This is a genomic window from Caulobacter sp. FV2ps19 (assembly GCF_058681035.1).
On sequence record NZ_CM178729.1, the window covers coordinates 2794322 to 2809673 of the forward strand.

A 15352-nucleotide genomic window follows, 5' to 3' on the forward strand; every position below is an offset into this window, starting at 1 on the left:
ATTGCCGCATGGTGAACGCGGTGGGTGACGGGGGCAAGACAGACTGGCGTCCTTCTCCCCTTGCGGGAGAAGGTGGGCCGCGTCAGCGGCTCGGATGAGGGGTTGAAGGCCAGGTCGGCCGCGCACCGCCTCAGACGCCGGCGCGACCCCTCATCCGGCGCTTCGCGCCACCTTCTCCCGCAAGGGGAGAAGGGCCCGCTCAAGCCTGCCCCTCAGTCCTCCCCCTCATCCCCCTCGACCTCCAGCACCTGACCGGCCAGCAGCCGGTTCACCGGCCGGCCCTCGGCCGAGGCCGCCTCGTCCAGCAGGTCGACCACGGCGATGGCCTCCAGGGACGAGCGGGGGATGCGGCGCAGCAGATAGGGATAGACGTCTTCGGACGGCTTGATCGACCGCGCCGCGAAGGCCCGGCGCAGCACGGCCTCCAGCACGATGTCGTCGGGCTCGCCCAGGCCGGCCACGGTCAGGGCGTTGAGGCGCGAGCGCAGGTCGGGCACCGCGCAGGGCCACGCCAGCGGAGCCGCGCGCCCGGTCAGCAACAGCGTGCCGCCGTCGACCCCGGCCATGTTGATCAGGTGAAACAGGGTCTCGTCGTCCAGATGCCCGCCTTCCGCCCGGCGATCGGCGTCATCCACCAGCACCGCGCGGCCGCGCAGGGCGGCCAGGTCGGGCGGGGCTTCCAGCGGATTGGCGGCCTCGATGACCACGGCGTCGGCCCGGGCCGCCCAGTCGCGGGCCAGATGGGTCTTGCCGGCCCCGGCCTCGCCCACCAGGGCCAGCCGCCCGTCCACCCAGCCCGGCCAGGCGTCCAGCAGGGCCAGGGCCGGAGCGTTGGTCGGCGACACGGCGAAGTCGGCGCGCGCGAACGACGGCGGGCTGTGCAGCGGCAGTCTGAACTGACGGGACAAACGGGGAGCGTCCGGCGTGGTTACTGGGTGTGCTGGATATAGGGCGCGGGAAGCGTCAGCGCGAGCGTGCGGGTGCGGGAAGGTGGGGATGAGGGGCGGGGAGGTGTGGATGGGAAGAGCCCGCACCGATCTAGACAGCAGAGAAGAGCACAAGCTAAGCTTCTAATGATCTATAAGCAAAAGGGGCGTGGGATGGTGGTATTTTCGCAAGCCGTGCTTTCGGCGTGAGCGGTTCACCTTCTGTGCCAAGCGAAACTTGGTGGAGTTGGGCGTTTAGTCCAACTCACGCCGCTGAGGTTGCGGGTTTGGGATTCTGGCTGGGCGCGTTTGGCTTATTGCTCACTATCGTGGGCTTTGCAGTTACATTGCGGCAGCTGGCCAAGACGAAGAGTGCTGCGGAGGCAGTAAAAACGGAAGTCGATAGAATTCAAAATTCTATGAGACAGTATGACTCCGCTCATGAAATTTCTAGGGCTTCGTATGCTCTCGGCGTTGCCAGAAAGCATTTTAAAAATGAAGCTTGGGATGATGGTGCTGATAGCTATTCAGATGTGCGAAATTCTCTGATATCTTTAAAAGCAAATATAGCTGATTTGGATAATGATACTATAAAATCGATAGATAAATCGACCGTATATGTCGATAAAATTTGCGAGCGAGTGGATAGGGGCGATTTCGTTAATGTTGGAAGGGATGACGTTGCTAAAATTATATCAATAATGCGGCAGCATGATCAGTTGATAACGTCTATCAAAATACACATCCAAAAAGGCGTATTTTAATGTCACTAGTTTTGACAAAATATAGAAAGCTAATCGAGAAGTTGTATGATCGACTTGATGGCTCTGGTCCATCTTGGTCTTATGATGCTGAAAATGATTATGTGGAGACGCGACTTGCTGGAAATTTTATCAGGCTGTTTCGCTCAAGAGATGAATATGAAACGCCCTTAGCCGTTCTTTGCATTATTGGAGAAGATGATTCTTTAATAGAGAGATTTACGGATGAAGACATAAAAGATGAACATTATCAGCATGATGGAAAAAGCTACTATCAATTGATGTTATCAATAATTGATTTTGCGAAAAGGAAAGCTACGGGGGCGGATGCCGCGTTAGACTCTATACTGGATGAACTTGATGTATAATATTTCGCTGAATTTCAAAAAAGGTGAGAGTAATTTCGGATTATTTTGCCCATAGAATAGTGATGCTTGAATTGCCCGCGTCGTAGAGCACCGGCCGTTCGTTGAGTGCCGCCTGCCGCACCGCCAGCAACCCAAACCCCACCAGGATCACCGGCCCGAACACCGCGAAGGTCCAGCGGGTGATCCGCTCGGGCAGGAAGGTGTCATAGGCCCCGTCCTTGCGCGCGCCGTACCTCACGGCCACGGCGGTCAGCGGGCATTTGAGGCCGCAGGCGGCGAACACCACGCTCTCGACGGCGACCAGCCCCGCCGCCGCCCACAGCCAGGGGCCGCCGGCCCCAGTGATCCCGGCGTACAGCACCACCAGACTGGCGGCGGCCATCACGACATAGATCACCGTGTGGACGGCGCGGACCAGGGTCAGGGCTTGGGCGTCGGTCATGGGAGTATCCTACGCTTCCAAATTCTCCCGTCATTCCCGCCCTTGTGGCGGGAACCCCTCTATCCGCCGCAGGTGCGGGAGGGGCGAACCGCCGGCGGTTCGCTGGCGCTTCACGTGCGGCTGAGCCAGGGGTTCCCGCCACAAGGGCGGGAATGACGGTGGGGTGTGTTGTGGGTGCTCAAACCTGCCTTGGAACCGGGGTCCATTCGAAGACGGCGGCGTAGAGATCGTCCCAACGGGGATTGTCGCGTTCGATCAGGTTGATCTTCCACTGGCGGGGCCAGCGCTTGATCGAGGTTTCGCGCTGGATCGCCTCGGTCATCAGGTCGTGGATCTCGTACCAGACCAGTCGCTTGAGGCCGTAGCGCCGGGTGAAGCCCCGCTGCTGGCCTTCGCGGTGCTGGACGATGCGCGTGAAGAACTGGGCGGTGACGCCGGTGTAGAGCGTGCCGCGATAATGGTCGGCCATCATGTAGACCGCGATCCAGGCTTCGCGCGGAACCATGGCGATGCTCCTTTTTGCGGCTGGAACAATACCAGAACAAATAGCCCTCGTCATTCCCGCCCTTGTGGCGGGAACCCCTGGTTCAGTTCGCACGTGAAGCGCCAGCGAAGGGCGCGCGCCCTTCGCCCCTTCCGCCCCTGCGGCCGATAGAGGGGTTCCCGCCACAAGGGCGGGAATGACGGTTGTTGGGTGGGCGGGAATGACGGTGGATTTGGGAAGGTTGGGATGTGGCGCGGCGCGACCCTATATCTCCCCCATGCAACCCCCGCCCGACCTCGCCCCCGACCTGACCGCCTGGCGCGCCGCCATCACCCGGCCGCCGGGGTCGTTCAGCGGGTTGGCCCGCGCCGCCCAGGTCAAGATCAATCAAGTGATCCCCGAAAAGGTCCATGCGGCGGTGACCACGGCGATGTCGGCCATGACCCGGGCCATCCTGACCGGGGCCGACTTCGCCACCGGCTCGCCCCTTCACGGCCTGACCCTGGACGAGCGCCGCGCCAAGGCCGCCGCCGCCATCGACGGCTGGAAGAAGACCGCCAGCGTCGAGGGCGGGGTCACCGGGGCTGGGGGCTTTCTGGCGGCGGCGGCCGATTTCCCGCTGCTGATGAGCTTCAAGATCAAGCTGCTGTTCGAGATCGCCGCCATCTTCGGCCATGACGGGACCGATCTGGATGAGCGGCTCTATATCCTGCACATCTTCGAGCTGGCCTTTTCGGACGCTGGCCACCGGGCCAGGGTGCTGGCGGCGATGGAGGATTGGGACGCCCGGCGCAGTCAGCGGCCCGGCAGTCTGGAGGCCTTCGACTGGCGGGCCTTCCAGCAGCAGTATCGCGACCATATCGACCTGGCGAAAATGGCCCAGCTGCTGCCCGTGGTCGGCGCCCCGGTCGGGGCCATCGTCAACTGGCGGCTGGTCGAGCATCTGGGCCACACGGCGGTGATGGCCTACCGGATGCGGGGCGAGGGGCTTGATCGGCCGACGCCGCTGGCCCCCTCCTGACCTGCTACGCAGGTCGTCCTCCCCCAAAGGGGGAAGATGGTCGCGCAGCGACCCGTAGGGGGCAAGTGCGGGGATAGAGCGCCGTCTGTCCCCGGCGGGGGACGGGGATAAAGAACCCTCTCCCAGAGGGAGAGGGCGGGGCCCGCCGCGAAGCGGTGGGAGGGTGAGGGGTTTGCGAAGCCCTTCCGGACGGGGCAGGATACCAGGTGCGACAACGGTTTGCGGTGTAACCCCTCACCCTCCCACGCAAGCGTGGGCCCCTCCCTCTCCCTCTGGGAGAGGGTCGATGGAACGGGGACCGGCGGGGGCGTTCAGAAAACTTATCCGACGCGCTCAAACCGCCCGTATTCTAAACCCACCTCGTCGCACGGGAAGGGCGCAAGGCCAGCGACCATTGCGGCGGCGGGGGGCGATCGAGCGGGAGTCGAAGGCGGCGCGGGGCGGGTTGCTCCGATGCCCTGCAAAGGGTGGAGGTCTCAGAACGAGGCCTTCGTCGCCGGGTCACATGAAACAGTGGGCGAGGATCTTAAACTTGCCCGCCGGGGACCTTCACGCTGGAAGGCCCGACCGCCCGAAGGTTAATGCGGCGCCGGACGACTGGAGACCGGCGGCGGTCCATAAGGATGCGCCGGCCAAGGCCCAGGGACAGGGATGACCGTGCGGGGTGGAGGGCTGACAAGGCCCAAGCTGCCCGGCCTGAGGGAAAACGATCGCGCGGAGCGCACGGCTTCGTCGAAACGGTAATCTCTATCCTCATCCGGACGTCGTCCGGACGCTCCGCGACCCTTCCCATCCCTTCAGCGAGCGATCGCGTGAGGTCGATGACACTTGCCCCCTACGGACCGCTTCGCGGTCGTCTTCCCCCGGAGGGGGAAGATGGGCGCGCGCTTTTCATCTTCCCCCTCCGGGGGAGGAGCGCCGCAGGCGCGGAGGGGGCGAGTGCGCGCTAAACGTCCAGGTCCGCCGCCGCGAATTCGGCGTTTTCCTGGATGAAGCGGAAGCGCAGTTCGGGTTTGCGGCCCATCAGGGTCTCGACCAGGGATTCCACGCCTTCCTCGGCGCGGGGCAGGGTGATCTTGGCCAGGGTGCGCACCGCCGGGTCCATGGTGGTTTCCTTCAGCTGGGCGGCCATCATCTCGCCCAGGCCCTTGAAGCGGCCGATCTCGGGCTTCTTGTTCTTGAACTGCGTGGCCAGCAGTTCGTCCTTGTGGGCGTCGTCGCGGGCATAGGCGCTCTTGCCGCCGTGGCTGATCCGGTACAGCGGCGGCAGGGCCAGGAACAGGTGCCCGCCGCGGATCAGCTCGGGCATGGTGCGGTAGAAGAAGGTGATCAGCAGCGAGGCGATGTGGGCGCCGTCGACATCGGCGTCGGTCATGATGATGATCCGCTCATAGCGCAGATCTTCCTCGCGATACTTGTTGCCGGCCTGGACGCCCAGGGCCAGCATCAGGTCTGACAACTCCTTGTTGCCGCTCATCTTTTCGCCGGTGGCCGAGGCGACGTTGAGGATCTTGCCGCGCAGGGGCAGGATGGCCTGGGTCTTGCGGTTGCGGGCCTGTTTGGCCGAGCCGCCGGCGCTGTCGCCTTCGACGATGAACAGCTCGGCCCCGTCGACGGCGCTACCGGCGCAGTCGGCCAGCTTGCCCGGCAGGCGCAGCTTGCGGGTCGCCGAGGCGCGGGAGACTTCCTTGTCCTTGCGGCGCTTGAGGCGTTCCTCGGCCCGCTCGACGACGAAGTCCAGCAGGGCCTGGGCGTTCCTGGGCGAGGCGGTCAGCCAGTGGTCGAACGGGTCGCGCAGCGCGGCTTCCACGAAGCGCTGGGCTTCGCTCGACGACAGCTTTTCCTTGGTCTGGCCCTGGAATTCCGGGTTCTTGATGAACACCGAGATCAGGGCCCCGGCCTGGGCGATGACGTCGTCGGCGGTGATGATCGCGCCCCGCTTCTCGCCCTTCAGCTCGGCATAGGCCTTGAGGCCGCGGGTCAGGGCGGCGCGCAGGCCGCTTTCGTGGGTGCCGCCTTCGGGGGTGGGCACGGTGTTGCAGTAGGACTGCATGAAGCCGTCATGCTCGCCGAAACCGCGCGGCGTCCAGGCGATGGCCCACTCGACCGCCCCGGCCTCGCCCTGGCGCTCGATGCGGCCCGAGAAGCTGTCGGGGGTGACGGTTTCCAGGCCCTTGGTGCGCTCGGCCAGGAAGTCGGCCAGGCCGTTGGGGAAGTGGAAGACGGCCTCGGGCGGGGTCTGGTCCTGGATCCGTTCGGGGGCGCAGCTCCACTTGATCTGCACGCCGCGGAACAGATAGGCCTTGGACCGCGTCATCCGGTAGAGGCGCGCCGGCTTGAAATTGGTCCCTTCGCCGAAGATCTCGTCGTCGGGCTTGAAGCGCACCATCGTGCCGCGCTTCTTGCTGGGGCCGATTTTCTCGACCGGGCCCAGGGGCTTGCCGCGCGAGAACACCTGCAGGTGCTCGAACCCATCGCGCCAGACGGTGACCTCGACCAGCTCCGACAGGGCGTTGACCACCGAGGCGCCCACGCCGTGCAGGCCGCCGGAGGTCTCATAGGCCTTGCCGCTGAACTTCCCGCCGGCGTGCAGGACGGTCATGATCACTTCCAGGGCCGACTTGCCCGGATGCTTGGGGTGCGGATCGACCGGCATGCCCCGGCCGTCGTCCTTGACCGACAGGAAGCCGTCGGCGTCGAGCTTGACCTCGATGGTCTTGGCGAAGCCGGCCACGGCCTCGTCCATTGAGTTGTCCAGCACTTCGGCGAACAGATGGTGCAGGGCCCGCTCGTCGGTGCCGCCGATGTACATGCCGGGCCGCTTGCGCACCGGCTCCAGGCCTTCCAGCACCTCGATGTCGCTGGCCGTGTAGCCGCCCGACGAGGCCGGGGCAGGCGCAACGGTGGGCGGCGGCGGCGCGGCGGCGCGGGCCGGGGCCGGAACGTGCGGCTCACGGGCCGGCAAGGGCGCGGCCGGCGGCGGCGACATCGCGTCATCGAACAGGGAGGGCAGGGGCAGATCGTCTTTGGAGGACATTACGGGAACATGCGTCGATTCGGAGGGAAGCTCCGTATGGGCTTCGAAGACTCGGCTGAAAAGAGGCGTCTCGTCGCGGGGACCGGATTTGTTGGGGATCCGGAGACTCGCCCCCTCCGCCGGAGGGGGCGAGCGCGCCTTCGCTACCGATAGGCCGGCGGCAAGCCGTTGTCGGGCGCCGCATAGCGGTCGCGCAGCTGGGTCTGGCGGCTGCCCTTGGGCTGCTCGACGCCGGCGATGAACACCTTGTCGGCCCAGCTGGTGGTTTCCAGCGGATCGCCGGTCCACAGCACGACATCGGCGGCCTTGCCCACCTCCAGCGAGCCGATCTTGTCAGCCTGGCCCCAGATCCTGGCCGGGACAAGCGTCACCGCCGCCAGACCGGCCGCATAGGGCAGGCCGTTGGCGACGGCGAGACCGGCGTTCAGCCGTTCCTGCCGCAAATTGTTGAAGTCCCGCGCCCCATTGATCGCCACCATGACGCCCGCGGCGTGCAGCCGGGCGGCGTTGCCGAGGCGCGAGCCCAGGGTCTCGAAGCTGTCGGGCAGGTCGGCCTGGGTGTCGAGGATCACCGGCACGCCGGCCTTGGCGATCTCGGCGGCGACGACCCAACCCTCCTCAGCGCCTTCGAGGATGATCCGGACCTTCTCCTCGGAGGCCAGCTTCAGGGCCAGGCGGATGTCGGAGGCGCGGTGGGCGCGGATCAGCAGCGGGGTCTTGCCCTGCACGACCGGAACCAGGGCCTGCAGGTCCAGGCGCGAGAGGCCGTACTCGCGGGTCGCGCCCTGCTCATAGGCGGCGCGATTTCTGGCGAAGGCGCGGGCGTCTTCCAGGGCCGACTTGATCAGCACCATCGACGCGCCGCGCGAGCCGCCAGCGGCGCGGGCCCCGGACTCGCCCAGCGAGACGGTCACGGCCAGTTTGGAGCCTTGCACCAGATCGGCGTCGCCGGCCTTGAGGCGGACGAAGGCGGCCTGACCGCCAAACAGCGGCGGGTTGCCCGAGCCGCTGGAGCCGGCCGTCATCTCCTCGACGACGCCGTCATCGGCATGCTCGCTGGCGCCGCCGCCGACGCCGGACAGAACCGGGGTCACGGCCGAGGCGGTGACGCCCCCGTCGCGGGCCAGGCCGATCATCGGCGAGGCCGGATTGACGCTGTAGGCGATATCGAAGCCCGCCGACAGCGCGCTGCCGGTGCCGTCGTCGCGGGTCTCCTTGACGCCGCCGATTTCCGAGGCGGTCAGGTTGGACGACGGCGCGATCAGGCCGGGGGTGACCACCCCGCCCTTGGCGTCGATCACCGTCGCGCCGGCCGGCGCCGCCACACCGGCGCCGATCGCGAGGATCTTGCCGTCCCGCATCACGATCGTGCCCGAGGCGATGGCCGGACCGCTGACCGGCTCAAGCCGGGCATTGGTGATGGCGAGGGTTTGAGCGGCGGCGGGAGCCGAAAGGGCGGCGCAGGCGGCGCCCGTCAGAAGGAGGGACCGGATCATCAGTTGAACGCTCCCTGGCCGGTTTGGCCCAGTTCGAAGTCGGACTTGGGCTGATAGCGCGGATCATGACGATCATAGGTCAGGGCGCCGTCGATATAGACCTGCTCGGCCTGGGCGTAGACGCTGAACGGATCGCGGCTCCAGATCACCAGATCGGCGTTCTTGCCGGGCTCCAGCGAGCCGGTCTCGTCGGCGATGCCCATGGCCTTGGCGGGATTGGCGGTGATCCACTTGATCGCTTCGGCCCGGCTGATGCCGTAGCCCAGCTTGTTGCCGGCGGTCATGGCGATGGCGGCTTCCTGGTTCAGGCGCTGGGTCATGACCGGGTCGTCGGAGTGGATGACCACGCAGGCCCCGGCCTTCCACAGAAGGGCGGCGTTGGCGTCGATGCCGTCCAGGCTTTCCATCTTGAAGCCGGTCCACGAGGCCCAGGTGGCCGAACAGATACCTTCCTTGGCCAGCAGGGGCGCGATCTTGTAGCTCTCGATCGCGTGGTGGAACATGGTGATCTTGTAGCCAAACTCCTTGGCGATATCGATCATCACGGCTTCTTCGTCGGCGCGATAGCAGTGGTTCTGAACCAGGATCTCGCCCTTCAGGACGCCGACCAGGGTTTCGAGCTGCAGGTCGCGCTTGGGCGGATCAGCCTTCTCGCCCTTGTCCTTCTTGGCGCGATAGTCGTCCCACTTGCGACCATAGTCGGCCGCATCGATCCAGGCCTTGCGGTAGCCGAACACATTGCCCATCGCGGTCGAGGGCGACCGGCCCTTGCCGCCATAGACCCGCTTGGGGTTCTCGCCGCAGGCCATTTTCAGGCCGTAAGGCGCGTCGGGGAACTTCATGCCCTGCATGGTCAGGGATGGCACGTTCTTCAACGTGACCGAACGGCCGCCAAACAGGTTGGCCGAGCCTGGGAGGATCTGCAGGGTCGTGACGCCGCCGGCCCGGGCGCGATTGAAGCCCGGATCCTGAGGCCAAACCGAGTGCTCGGACCAGACCTGGGCCGTGTTGGGGTCGGTCGCCTCATTGCCGTCGGACTTGGCCTGGACGCCGGGCGAGGGATAGACGCCCAGATGGCTGTGAGCGTCGATGACGCCGGGTGTCACCCACCTGCCCTTGCCGTCGATGACGGCGGCGTTAGCCGGGACCGGCGTGCCGGCGGGGCCGACGGAGACGATCTTGCCGGCAGACATAAACACGACGCCGTTGTCGATCTGCTCGCCGGCGGCGGTCAGGATGGTGGCCCCGACGATCGCTGTGGCCCGTGAGGGCAGGGGCGCATAGGTCGAGGGATAGCCCGTCGAGGCCGAGCCATCCAGGCCCTTGGGCAGAGGCTTGTTCTCGGCCTTTTCAGCAGGCTTGGCCGTTGCCGCGCCGGGCTTGGCGCCGGCTCCGCTGGCTGTCGCGCAGGCTGAAAGACCAAGCGCGAGCAGGCTTACGGCCGTAGCCGTATGACGCCATCCGATCATGAAAAACCCCGACTCCCGAAGAGGCGGGCAGGACAGACGAAAACACTTCGCCAAGCAAGGGAGACTCTCCCACGATGGCTCGATCCGCGAAATTTGTCTGTCGCCTGATCGCGACGGAGCCATCATGCGTTAGGGTCCGCGTTCATGAAGCCCTGGAGATAGACCGATGGCGTTGCGTTCCTGGATGCTGGCCCTGACGGCCATCCTTCTAGTGGGCTGCGAAAGCCCCGGCGCAAGCGCGCCGCCCAACCCGCCGCCGATGTCGCGCACGCCTGTCGCCGAGGACGGCATGTGCGGCGGCATTGCCGGCTTTCAATGCGCGGAGGGACTCTCCTGCCAGTTTCAGGCTGGGCAGTGTCGTACGGTCGCTGACGCCGCTGGAATCTGTCGCAAGCGGCCGGCGGCTTGCACCCGGGAGTACCGCCCTGTGTGCGGCTGCGACGGCAAGACCTATGGCAATGCCTGCACGGCGGCCGCCGCCGGGGTAAGCGTCGCCGCGCCGGACGCCTGCAAGGTCTAGGAGATGGGATTGAGCGATTTTGAGATTGAGCGGCGGGCGGTTTTGGCGGCCGCCGCCATGGCCGTCGTCGGAGCGCCGTCAGTGGCCTCGAGCAAGGAACAAGCAAGCATGTATGGATTGATCGGCCAGATGATGGCCGCAGCGGGTAAGCGCGATGAATTGATCGCCATCCTGAGCGAAGGCACGCAATCGATGCCGGGCTGCCTGAGCTACATCGTGGCCAAGGACGCCGCCGCTGAGGACGCCCTGTGGATCACGGAGGTCTGGGTGGACGCGGAACACCACGCCGCCTCCCTGAAGCTTCCCGCCGTCCAGGCGGCGATCACGCGCGCCAGACCGATCATCGCGGGCTTCGGCCAACGGTTCGAAACCGTTCCAGTCAGCGGTTTCGGTTCGCCCGAAGCCTGACCAAGAAAAGGGGCCGCGGATGTCTCCGCGGCCCCCTGTCGGTCTGCAAGAAGAGATCGACTACATCTTGACGTTCAGCGACACGCCGATGACGCGCGGCTCGTTGACGAAGCTCGTCAGGTTGTTGAAGTCGATCGCGCCCTTGAGGTTGTCCTCGTCGGTGATGTTGCGCGCGAACACAGCGGCTTCCCAGGCGCCGTCGAGCTTGGCGTAGCCGAGCTTCAGGCCGCCTTCGAAGTCGCCCTTTGTGTAGAACTCCTTGGACTCGTAGAGGAAGAAGTTCGTCATGCCCTGCACCTTCCAGTCGGTGTAGGCAAAGAGCTCGCCGTCAGCGCCGAAGGGCACGCTGTAGCGGGCCGTGACGTCGAAGGTGTATTCCGGCGCGTTGGGGAAGGGGTTGCCGTCGACCAGCGCCTGACCCGCCGCGTTGAGCGGATCGGTGACCGTGCATTGGGCGCAGACGGCCACGGCCAAGGTCTTATCCTTGATTTCGGTGTGGCTGTAGCTGTAGCCGGCCGTCACGACGAGGTTCTTGGTGACAATGAACTCGCCGTCGAGTTCCAAGCCGTAGGCTTCGCCCTTGTCGGCGTTGATCAGGCGGTTGGAGTTGGCGCTGCCGCCGACGGCGCTGAATTGCGGATCCTTGATGGTGTAGGTGAACAGGGCGCCGTTCAGACGAACGCGGCGATCCATCAGTTCGCTCTTCAGGCCGACCTCATAGGACATGATGGTTTCGGACTGGGCGACTGAGGGCGGCGAGAAGAAGGCGATATCGCGGCCCTGGATCGAGGGGCCCCGGAAGCCCGAGGCGACCTTGCCGTAAACACTGACATTGTCGGTGAGCGTATAGAACGCGCTGAGGTCCCAGCTCGCCTTCTCGTCGGAAACGGAGACCGGTGCGACGGGATTGGGGCCGGAAACGACGCTCATGTCCTTGTCGTCGCTGGTGTAGCGCAGGCCGCCGGTCAGGGTGAGGGCGTCGGTGGCCTTGTACGAGGCCTGGCCGAAGACAGCCCAGGACTTGTTCTTCTGTTCCAGGGTCGTCGGCGGGGCGAAGCCTGGATCGGTGCGGATCTGATAGGTGGAGTCGAAATAGTAAGCCCCAACCTGCCAGCTCAGCGGACCGTCGGTGTCGCTGGCCAGGCGAAGTTCCTGGGTAACCTGGTCCAGATTCTTGATGCCGTCGGTGCTTTCCGACGGGAAGGGGATGAAGCCCGGGCCCGTCAGGTTGCCGCCGTCGATGTCGCCGCGGCTGCTGCCGTGCGTCTCTTCATAGGCGGTGATCGAGGTCAGGGTGACGTCGCCGAAGTCGTAGCCGATATTGGCTGAGGTGCCCCAGCCCTTGTACTTTTGCGGATTGCCGCCACCAGCGTCGAAATAGACCGTGTTGCGGTCGTAGTTGGCGTTGAGCTTGTTGGAGCCCTTGGTCAGGATATTGGCGCGGAACACCGCCGCCGTGCCGTCGAGGTCGCGGGCGTGAACGTTGAACAGAGCGCTGAGCGCTTCGGTCGGCGTGAACAGGACCTGCAGGCGAGCCGCCCGTTCGTCGAAGCCGCCCAGAGCGTCCTTCTGACCCGTGAAGCCGTTGTTGATCCAGTTGTCGCGATGCTGGATCAGCAGCGAAGCGCGCGCCGCGACCTTGCCTGGGACCAGCGCGCCGCCGACGCCGCCGTCAAAGGTCATGGTGTTGTAGCTGCCATAGGTAGCGGCGGCGCGAGCCTTCAAGTCTTCGCTCGGCTTGATGCTGTCGAACTTCACGATACCGGCCGTGGTGTTACGGCCAAACAGGGTGCCTTGCGGACCGCGCAGCACTTCGACCTGGTCCAGGTCGAAAATGGGCGAGCTCTTCAGAACCACGTTTTCCAGCACAACGTCGTCCTGGATGATCGAGACGGGTTGCGAAGCAGCCAGATCGAAGTCGGCATTGCCGAGGCCGCGAATATAGAAGCGCGGTGCGGCGCGGCCGTTCGAGGATTCCACGAACAGGCCGGGCGCCTTGCCGGCCAGAGCCAGGATGTCATCGCCGGCGGCGAACATCGATTCCAGCCGTTCGCCCGACAGGGCTACGACCGAGACCGGCACGTCCTGCAGGTTCTCGCTACGCTTTTGAGCCGTAACGATCACGTCACTGACCTGAGTGTCCTGAGCGAATGCGGCGGGGGCGGCGGCCATGGCGACGCTCAGGGCGGCGAAGCCGCATGTAAGAGCGAGCGCGCGCCGAAGTGTGCGATTGGAGGAGTGCATGGAGAGATCCTGTGCTGACCAAGCTTAGCGCCGCCGACTCTTTCGGCGGGCGGTCGCGTCGCTTCCGTGTGCAATGCGTTAAGCTCAGTTGGCGCTTTGGCGATATCGTCCGCGACTGACTTTCGAGCGCCTGTGGCCGATTGCGTCGGTTATGTTGCGAAGTTGCGACATTTTTGTTCAGTGGGCGCCTGTAAGTAAGAAGCTATTCCCGTCGCTGAACACCCCGCCATGGACCCCTTAAACAGAAAGAGGCCGGAGATTTCTCTCCGGCCTCCATCACGGGTTCAAGGCGTGGTCTAGCCTAGCACTTGTAGTACATGTCGAATTCGACAGGGTGCGGGTGCAGTTGCAAGCGCATCACCTCTTCCATCTTCAGCTCGATGTAGCTGTCGATGAAGTCGTCATCCATGACGCCGCCGGCCTTGAGGAAGGCGCGGTCCTTGTCGAGGTTCTCGAGCGCCTCGCGGAGCGAACCGCAGACTTCCGGGATCTTCTTTTGCTCGCGCGGGGGAAGATCGTAGAGGTTCTTGTCGGCGGGCGCGCCCGGATCGATCTTGTTGTTGATGCCGTCGAGGCCGGCCATCAGCAGGGCGACAAAGGTCAGATAGGGGTTGCCCATCGGGTCGGGGAAGCGGGCTTCCAGACGCTTGGCCTTCGGCGAGTCGACGTGCGGGATGCGGATCGAGGCCGAACGGTTGCGGGCCGAATAGGCCAGCTTCACCGGGGCTTCATAGCCGGGCACCAAGCGCTTGTACGAGTTCGTCGTCGAGTTCGAGAACGCGTTGATCGCCTTGGCGTGCTTGATGATGCCGCCGATGTACCACAGGCACATGTCCGACAGACCGGCGTACTTGTCGCCGGCGAACAGGGGCTTGCCGTCAGCCCAGATCGACTGGTGGACGTGCATGCCCGAGCCGTTGTCGCCGAACATCGGCTTGGCCATGAAGGTGGCCGTCTTGCCATAGGCGTGCGCCACGTTGTGGATCACGTACTTATAGAGCTGCAGACGGTCGGCCATGATGACCATGGTGTCGAACTTCAGGCCCAGTTCGTGCTGGGCGGGCGCCACTTCGTGGTGGTGCTTTTCCGGCTTCATGCCGAGTTCGCCCATCACTGCCAGCATTTCGCCGCGCAGGTCTTGAGCCGAGTCGATCGGGTTGACCGGGAAGTAGCCGCCCTTGGGGCCCGGACGGTGGCCCATATTGCCTTCAGCATAGGTCTTTGCCGAGTTGCCCGGCAGCTCGACCGAGTCGAACGAGTAGCTGGTGTCGTTGGGCGCGGTGTTCCACTTCACGTCGTCGAAGATGAAGAACTCGGCTTCCGGGCCGAAGAACACGGTGTCGCCGATGCCCGAAGCCTTGACGTAGTTCAGCGCCGCCTTGGCGATCGAGCGCGGGTCGCGGTTGTACGGTGTGCCGGTGTCGGGGTTCACGACGTCGCAGAACAGCGCCAGCGTGGTCTGCTGATAGAACGGGTCGATGATGGCGGTCGCCAAATCCGGGCGCAGCTTCATGTCCGACTCGTTGATCGCCTTCCAGCCGGCGATCGACGAGCCGTCGAACATGGTGCCGTCATTGAGGAAGTCGTCATCGACCAGGTCGATGTCGAAAGTGACGTGCTGCATCTTGCCGCGAACGTCGGTGAAACGGACGTCGACATATTTGACGTCCTTTTCCTTGATGAGGTTCAGGATTTCTTTGGCCGTGCTCATTCCGTATCCCCTTCTTGAGCGTCGTGTATGTTCAAACGATCCGCGCCTAAACGGCGGCAGGGCCGCTTTCTCCGGTTCGGATGCGGATGACTTCCGCGATCTCCGAGACGAAAATCTTGCCGTCACCGATGCGCCCCGTGCGGGCGGCGCGGGTGAGGGCTTCCAGCGCGGGTTCCAACTGGCTGTCTTCGATGACGACCTCCACCTTGATCTTGGGAAGGAAGTCCACGACGTACTCCGCGCCACGATAGAGCTCGGTATGACCTTTTTGGCGGCCATAACCCTTGGCTTCGAGCACCGTCATGCCCTGGACGCCCATCTCCTGAAGGGCCTCCTTAACTTCATCCAGCTTGAACGGCTTGATGATGGCTTCGATCTTCTTCATCGGTTCCACTTTCGGGCCCGCTGGCGCTCTGTGTGCGTATTAGCGGCACCGATCACGCCGCCCGCACCCCCCGCAAGCTT

The 15352-nt window shown here is 64.7% G+C and carries 14 protein-coding genes and 2 pseudogenes; 6 read left to right on the forward strand and 10 right to left on the reverse strand.

Annotated features, from left to right (window positions below; genetic code table 11):
* Window positions 1-212 precede the first annotated feature (212 nt).
* Window positions 213-908: a DnaA regulatory inactivator HdaA gene (hdaA, locus tag ACW18B_RS13255; protein ID WP_492047510.1), complete on the reverse strand. Its 696-nt coding sequence runs from the start codon at window positions 906-908 to the stop codon at window positions 213-215.
* 224 nt (window positions 909-1132) lie between these two features.
* On the opposite strand from hdaA, the gene ACW18B_RS13260 reads away from it, so the two are divergent.
* On the forward strand, window positions 1133-1690 hold the full coding sequence (locus ACW18B_RS13260; protein WP_492047511.1) for a hypothetical protein: 558 nt from the start codon (window positions 1133-1135) through the stop codon (window positions 1688-1690).
* Window positions 1690-2055, forward strand: a complete 366-nt coding sequence (locus tag ACW18B_RS13265) for a hypothetical protein (protein WP_492047512.1) — start codon at window positions 1690-1692, stop codon at window positions 2053-2055. The genes ACW18B_RS13260 and ACW18B_RS13265 overlap by 1 nt, the downstream gene beginning before the upstream one ends.
* 40 nt (window positions 2056-2095) lie before the next feature.
* On the opposite strand, the gene ACW18B_RS13270 is transcribed toward ACW18B_RS13265, so the two are convergent.
* A complete protein-coding gene (locus ACW18B_RS13270) occupies window positions 2096-2497 on the reverse strand; it encodes a hypothetical protein (RefSeq protein WP_492047513.1) in 402 nt (133 codons plus the stop codon).
* On the opposite strand from ACW18B_RS13270, the pseudogene ACW18B_RS13275 reads away from it, so the two are divergent.
* A pseudogene (locus tag ACW18B_RS13275) lies at window positions 2483-2661 on the forward strand (hypothetical protein); the annotation flags it as partial. The gene ACW18B_RS13270 and the pseudogene ACW18B_RS13275 sit on opposite strands and share 15 nt — an antisense overlap.
* Before the next feature lie 14 nt (window positions 2662-2675).
* Here the strand turns inward: ACW18B_RS13275 and ACW18B_RS13280 are convergent.
* Window positions 2676-3002 carry a GIY-YIG nuclease family protein gene (locus ACW18B_RS13280; protein ID WP_492047514.1) on the reverse strand — a complete coding sequence of 109 codons (327 nt, stop codon included), beginning with the start codon at window positions 3000-3002 and terminating at the stop codon, window positions 2676-2678.
* 256 nt (window positions 3003-3258) lie between these two features.
* Here ACW18B_RS13280 and ACW18B_RS13285 point away from each other — a divergent pair, with 256 nt between their 5' ends.
* Complete coding sequence (locus ACW18B_RS13285) at window positions 3259-4002, forward strand: EcsC family protein (RefSeq protein ID WP_492047515.1); 744 nt, start codon at window positions 3259-3261, stop codon at window positions 4000-4002.
* Between the two features lie 333 nt (window positions 4003-4335).
* Here the strand turns inward: ACW18B_RS13285 and ACW18B_RS13290 are convergent.
* From ACW18B_RS13290 to ACW18B_RS13305, 4 genes and pseudogenes are all read right to left on the reverse strand, one after another.
* A pseudogene (locus ACW18B_RS13290) lies at window positions 4336-4442 on the reverse strand (hypothetical protein); the annotation flags it as partial.
* A gap of 506 nt (window positions 4443-4948) precedes the next feature.
* Window positions 4949-7039, reverse strand: coding sequence for a DNA topoisomerase IV subunit B (gene parE / locus ACW18B_RS13295; RefSeq protein ID WP_492047516.1), 2091 nt, complete (start codon window positions 7037-7039; stop codon window positions 4949-4951).
* A gap of 143 nt (window positions 7040-7182) precedes the next feature.
* The gene (locus ACW18B_RS13300) at window positions 7183-8535 is read right to left on the reverse strand and encodes an amidohydrolase family protein (RefSeq protein WP_492047517.1); all 1353 of its coding nucleotides are present in this window, start codon (window positions 8533-8535) and stop codon (window positions 7183-7185) included.
* The gene (locus ACW18B_RS13305) at window positions 8535-10004 is read right to left on the reverse strand and encodes an amidohydrolase (protein ID WP_492047518.1); all 1470 of its coding nucleotides are present in this window, start codon (window positions 10002-10004) and stop codon (window positions 8535-8537) included. The genes ACW18B_RS13300 and ACW18B_RS13305 overlap by 1 nt, the downstream gene beginning before the upstream one ends.
* 166 nt (window positions 10005-10170) lie before the next feature.
* Here ACW18B_RS13305 and ACW18B_RS13310 point away from each other — a divergent pair, with 166 nt between their 5' ends.
* Complete coding sequence (locus ACW18B_RS13310) at window positions 10171-10524, forward strand: Kazal-type serine protease inhibitor domain-containing protein (protein WP_492047519.1); 354 nt, start codon at window positions 10171-10173, stop codon at window positions 10522-10524.
* A gap of 3 nt (window positions 10525-10527) precedes the next feature.
* Window positions 10528-10932, forward strand: a complete 405-nt coding sequence (locus ACW18B_RS13315) for a putative quinol monooxygenase (RefSeq protein ID WP_492047520.1) — start codon at window positions 10528-10530, stop codon at window positions 10930-10932.
* Window positions 10933-10992: 60 nt separating this feature from the next.
* On the opposite strand, the gene ACW18B_RS13320 is transcribed toward ACW18B_RS13315, so the two are convergent.
* The 3 genes from ACW18B_RS13320 to ACW18B_RS13330 form a co-directional block, all read right to left on the reverse strand.
* Window positions 10993-13176 (reverse strand): TonB-dependent receptor, encoded by a 2184-nt coding sequence (locus ACW18B_RS13320; RefSeq protein ID WP_492047521.1) that lies wholly within the window; start codon window positions 13174-13176, stop codon window positions 10993-10995.
* A 301-nt stretch (window positions 13177-13477) separates the two neighbouring features.
* Window positions 13478-14887, reverse strand: a complete 1410-nt coding sequence (gene glnA, locus ACW18B_RS13325; RefSeq protein ID WP_492047522.1) for a type I glutamate--ammonia ligase — start codon at window positions 14885-14887, stop codon at window positions 13478-13480.
* A 46-nt stretch (window positions 14888-14933) separates the two neighbouring features.
* Window positions 14934-15272 (reverse strand): P-II family nitrogen regulator, encoded by a 339-nt coding sequence (locus ACW18B_RS13330; protein WP_492047523.1) that lies wholly within the window; start codon window positions 15270-15272, stop codon window positions 14934-14936.
* Between the last annotated feature and the right edge of the window lie 80 nt (window positions 15273-15352).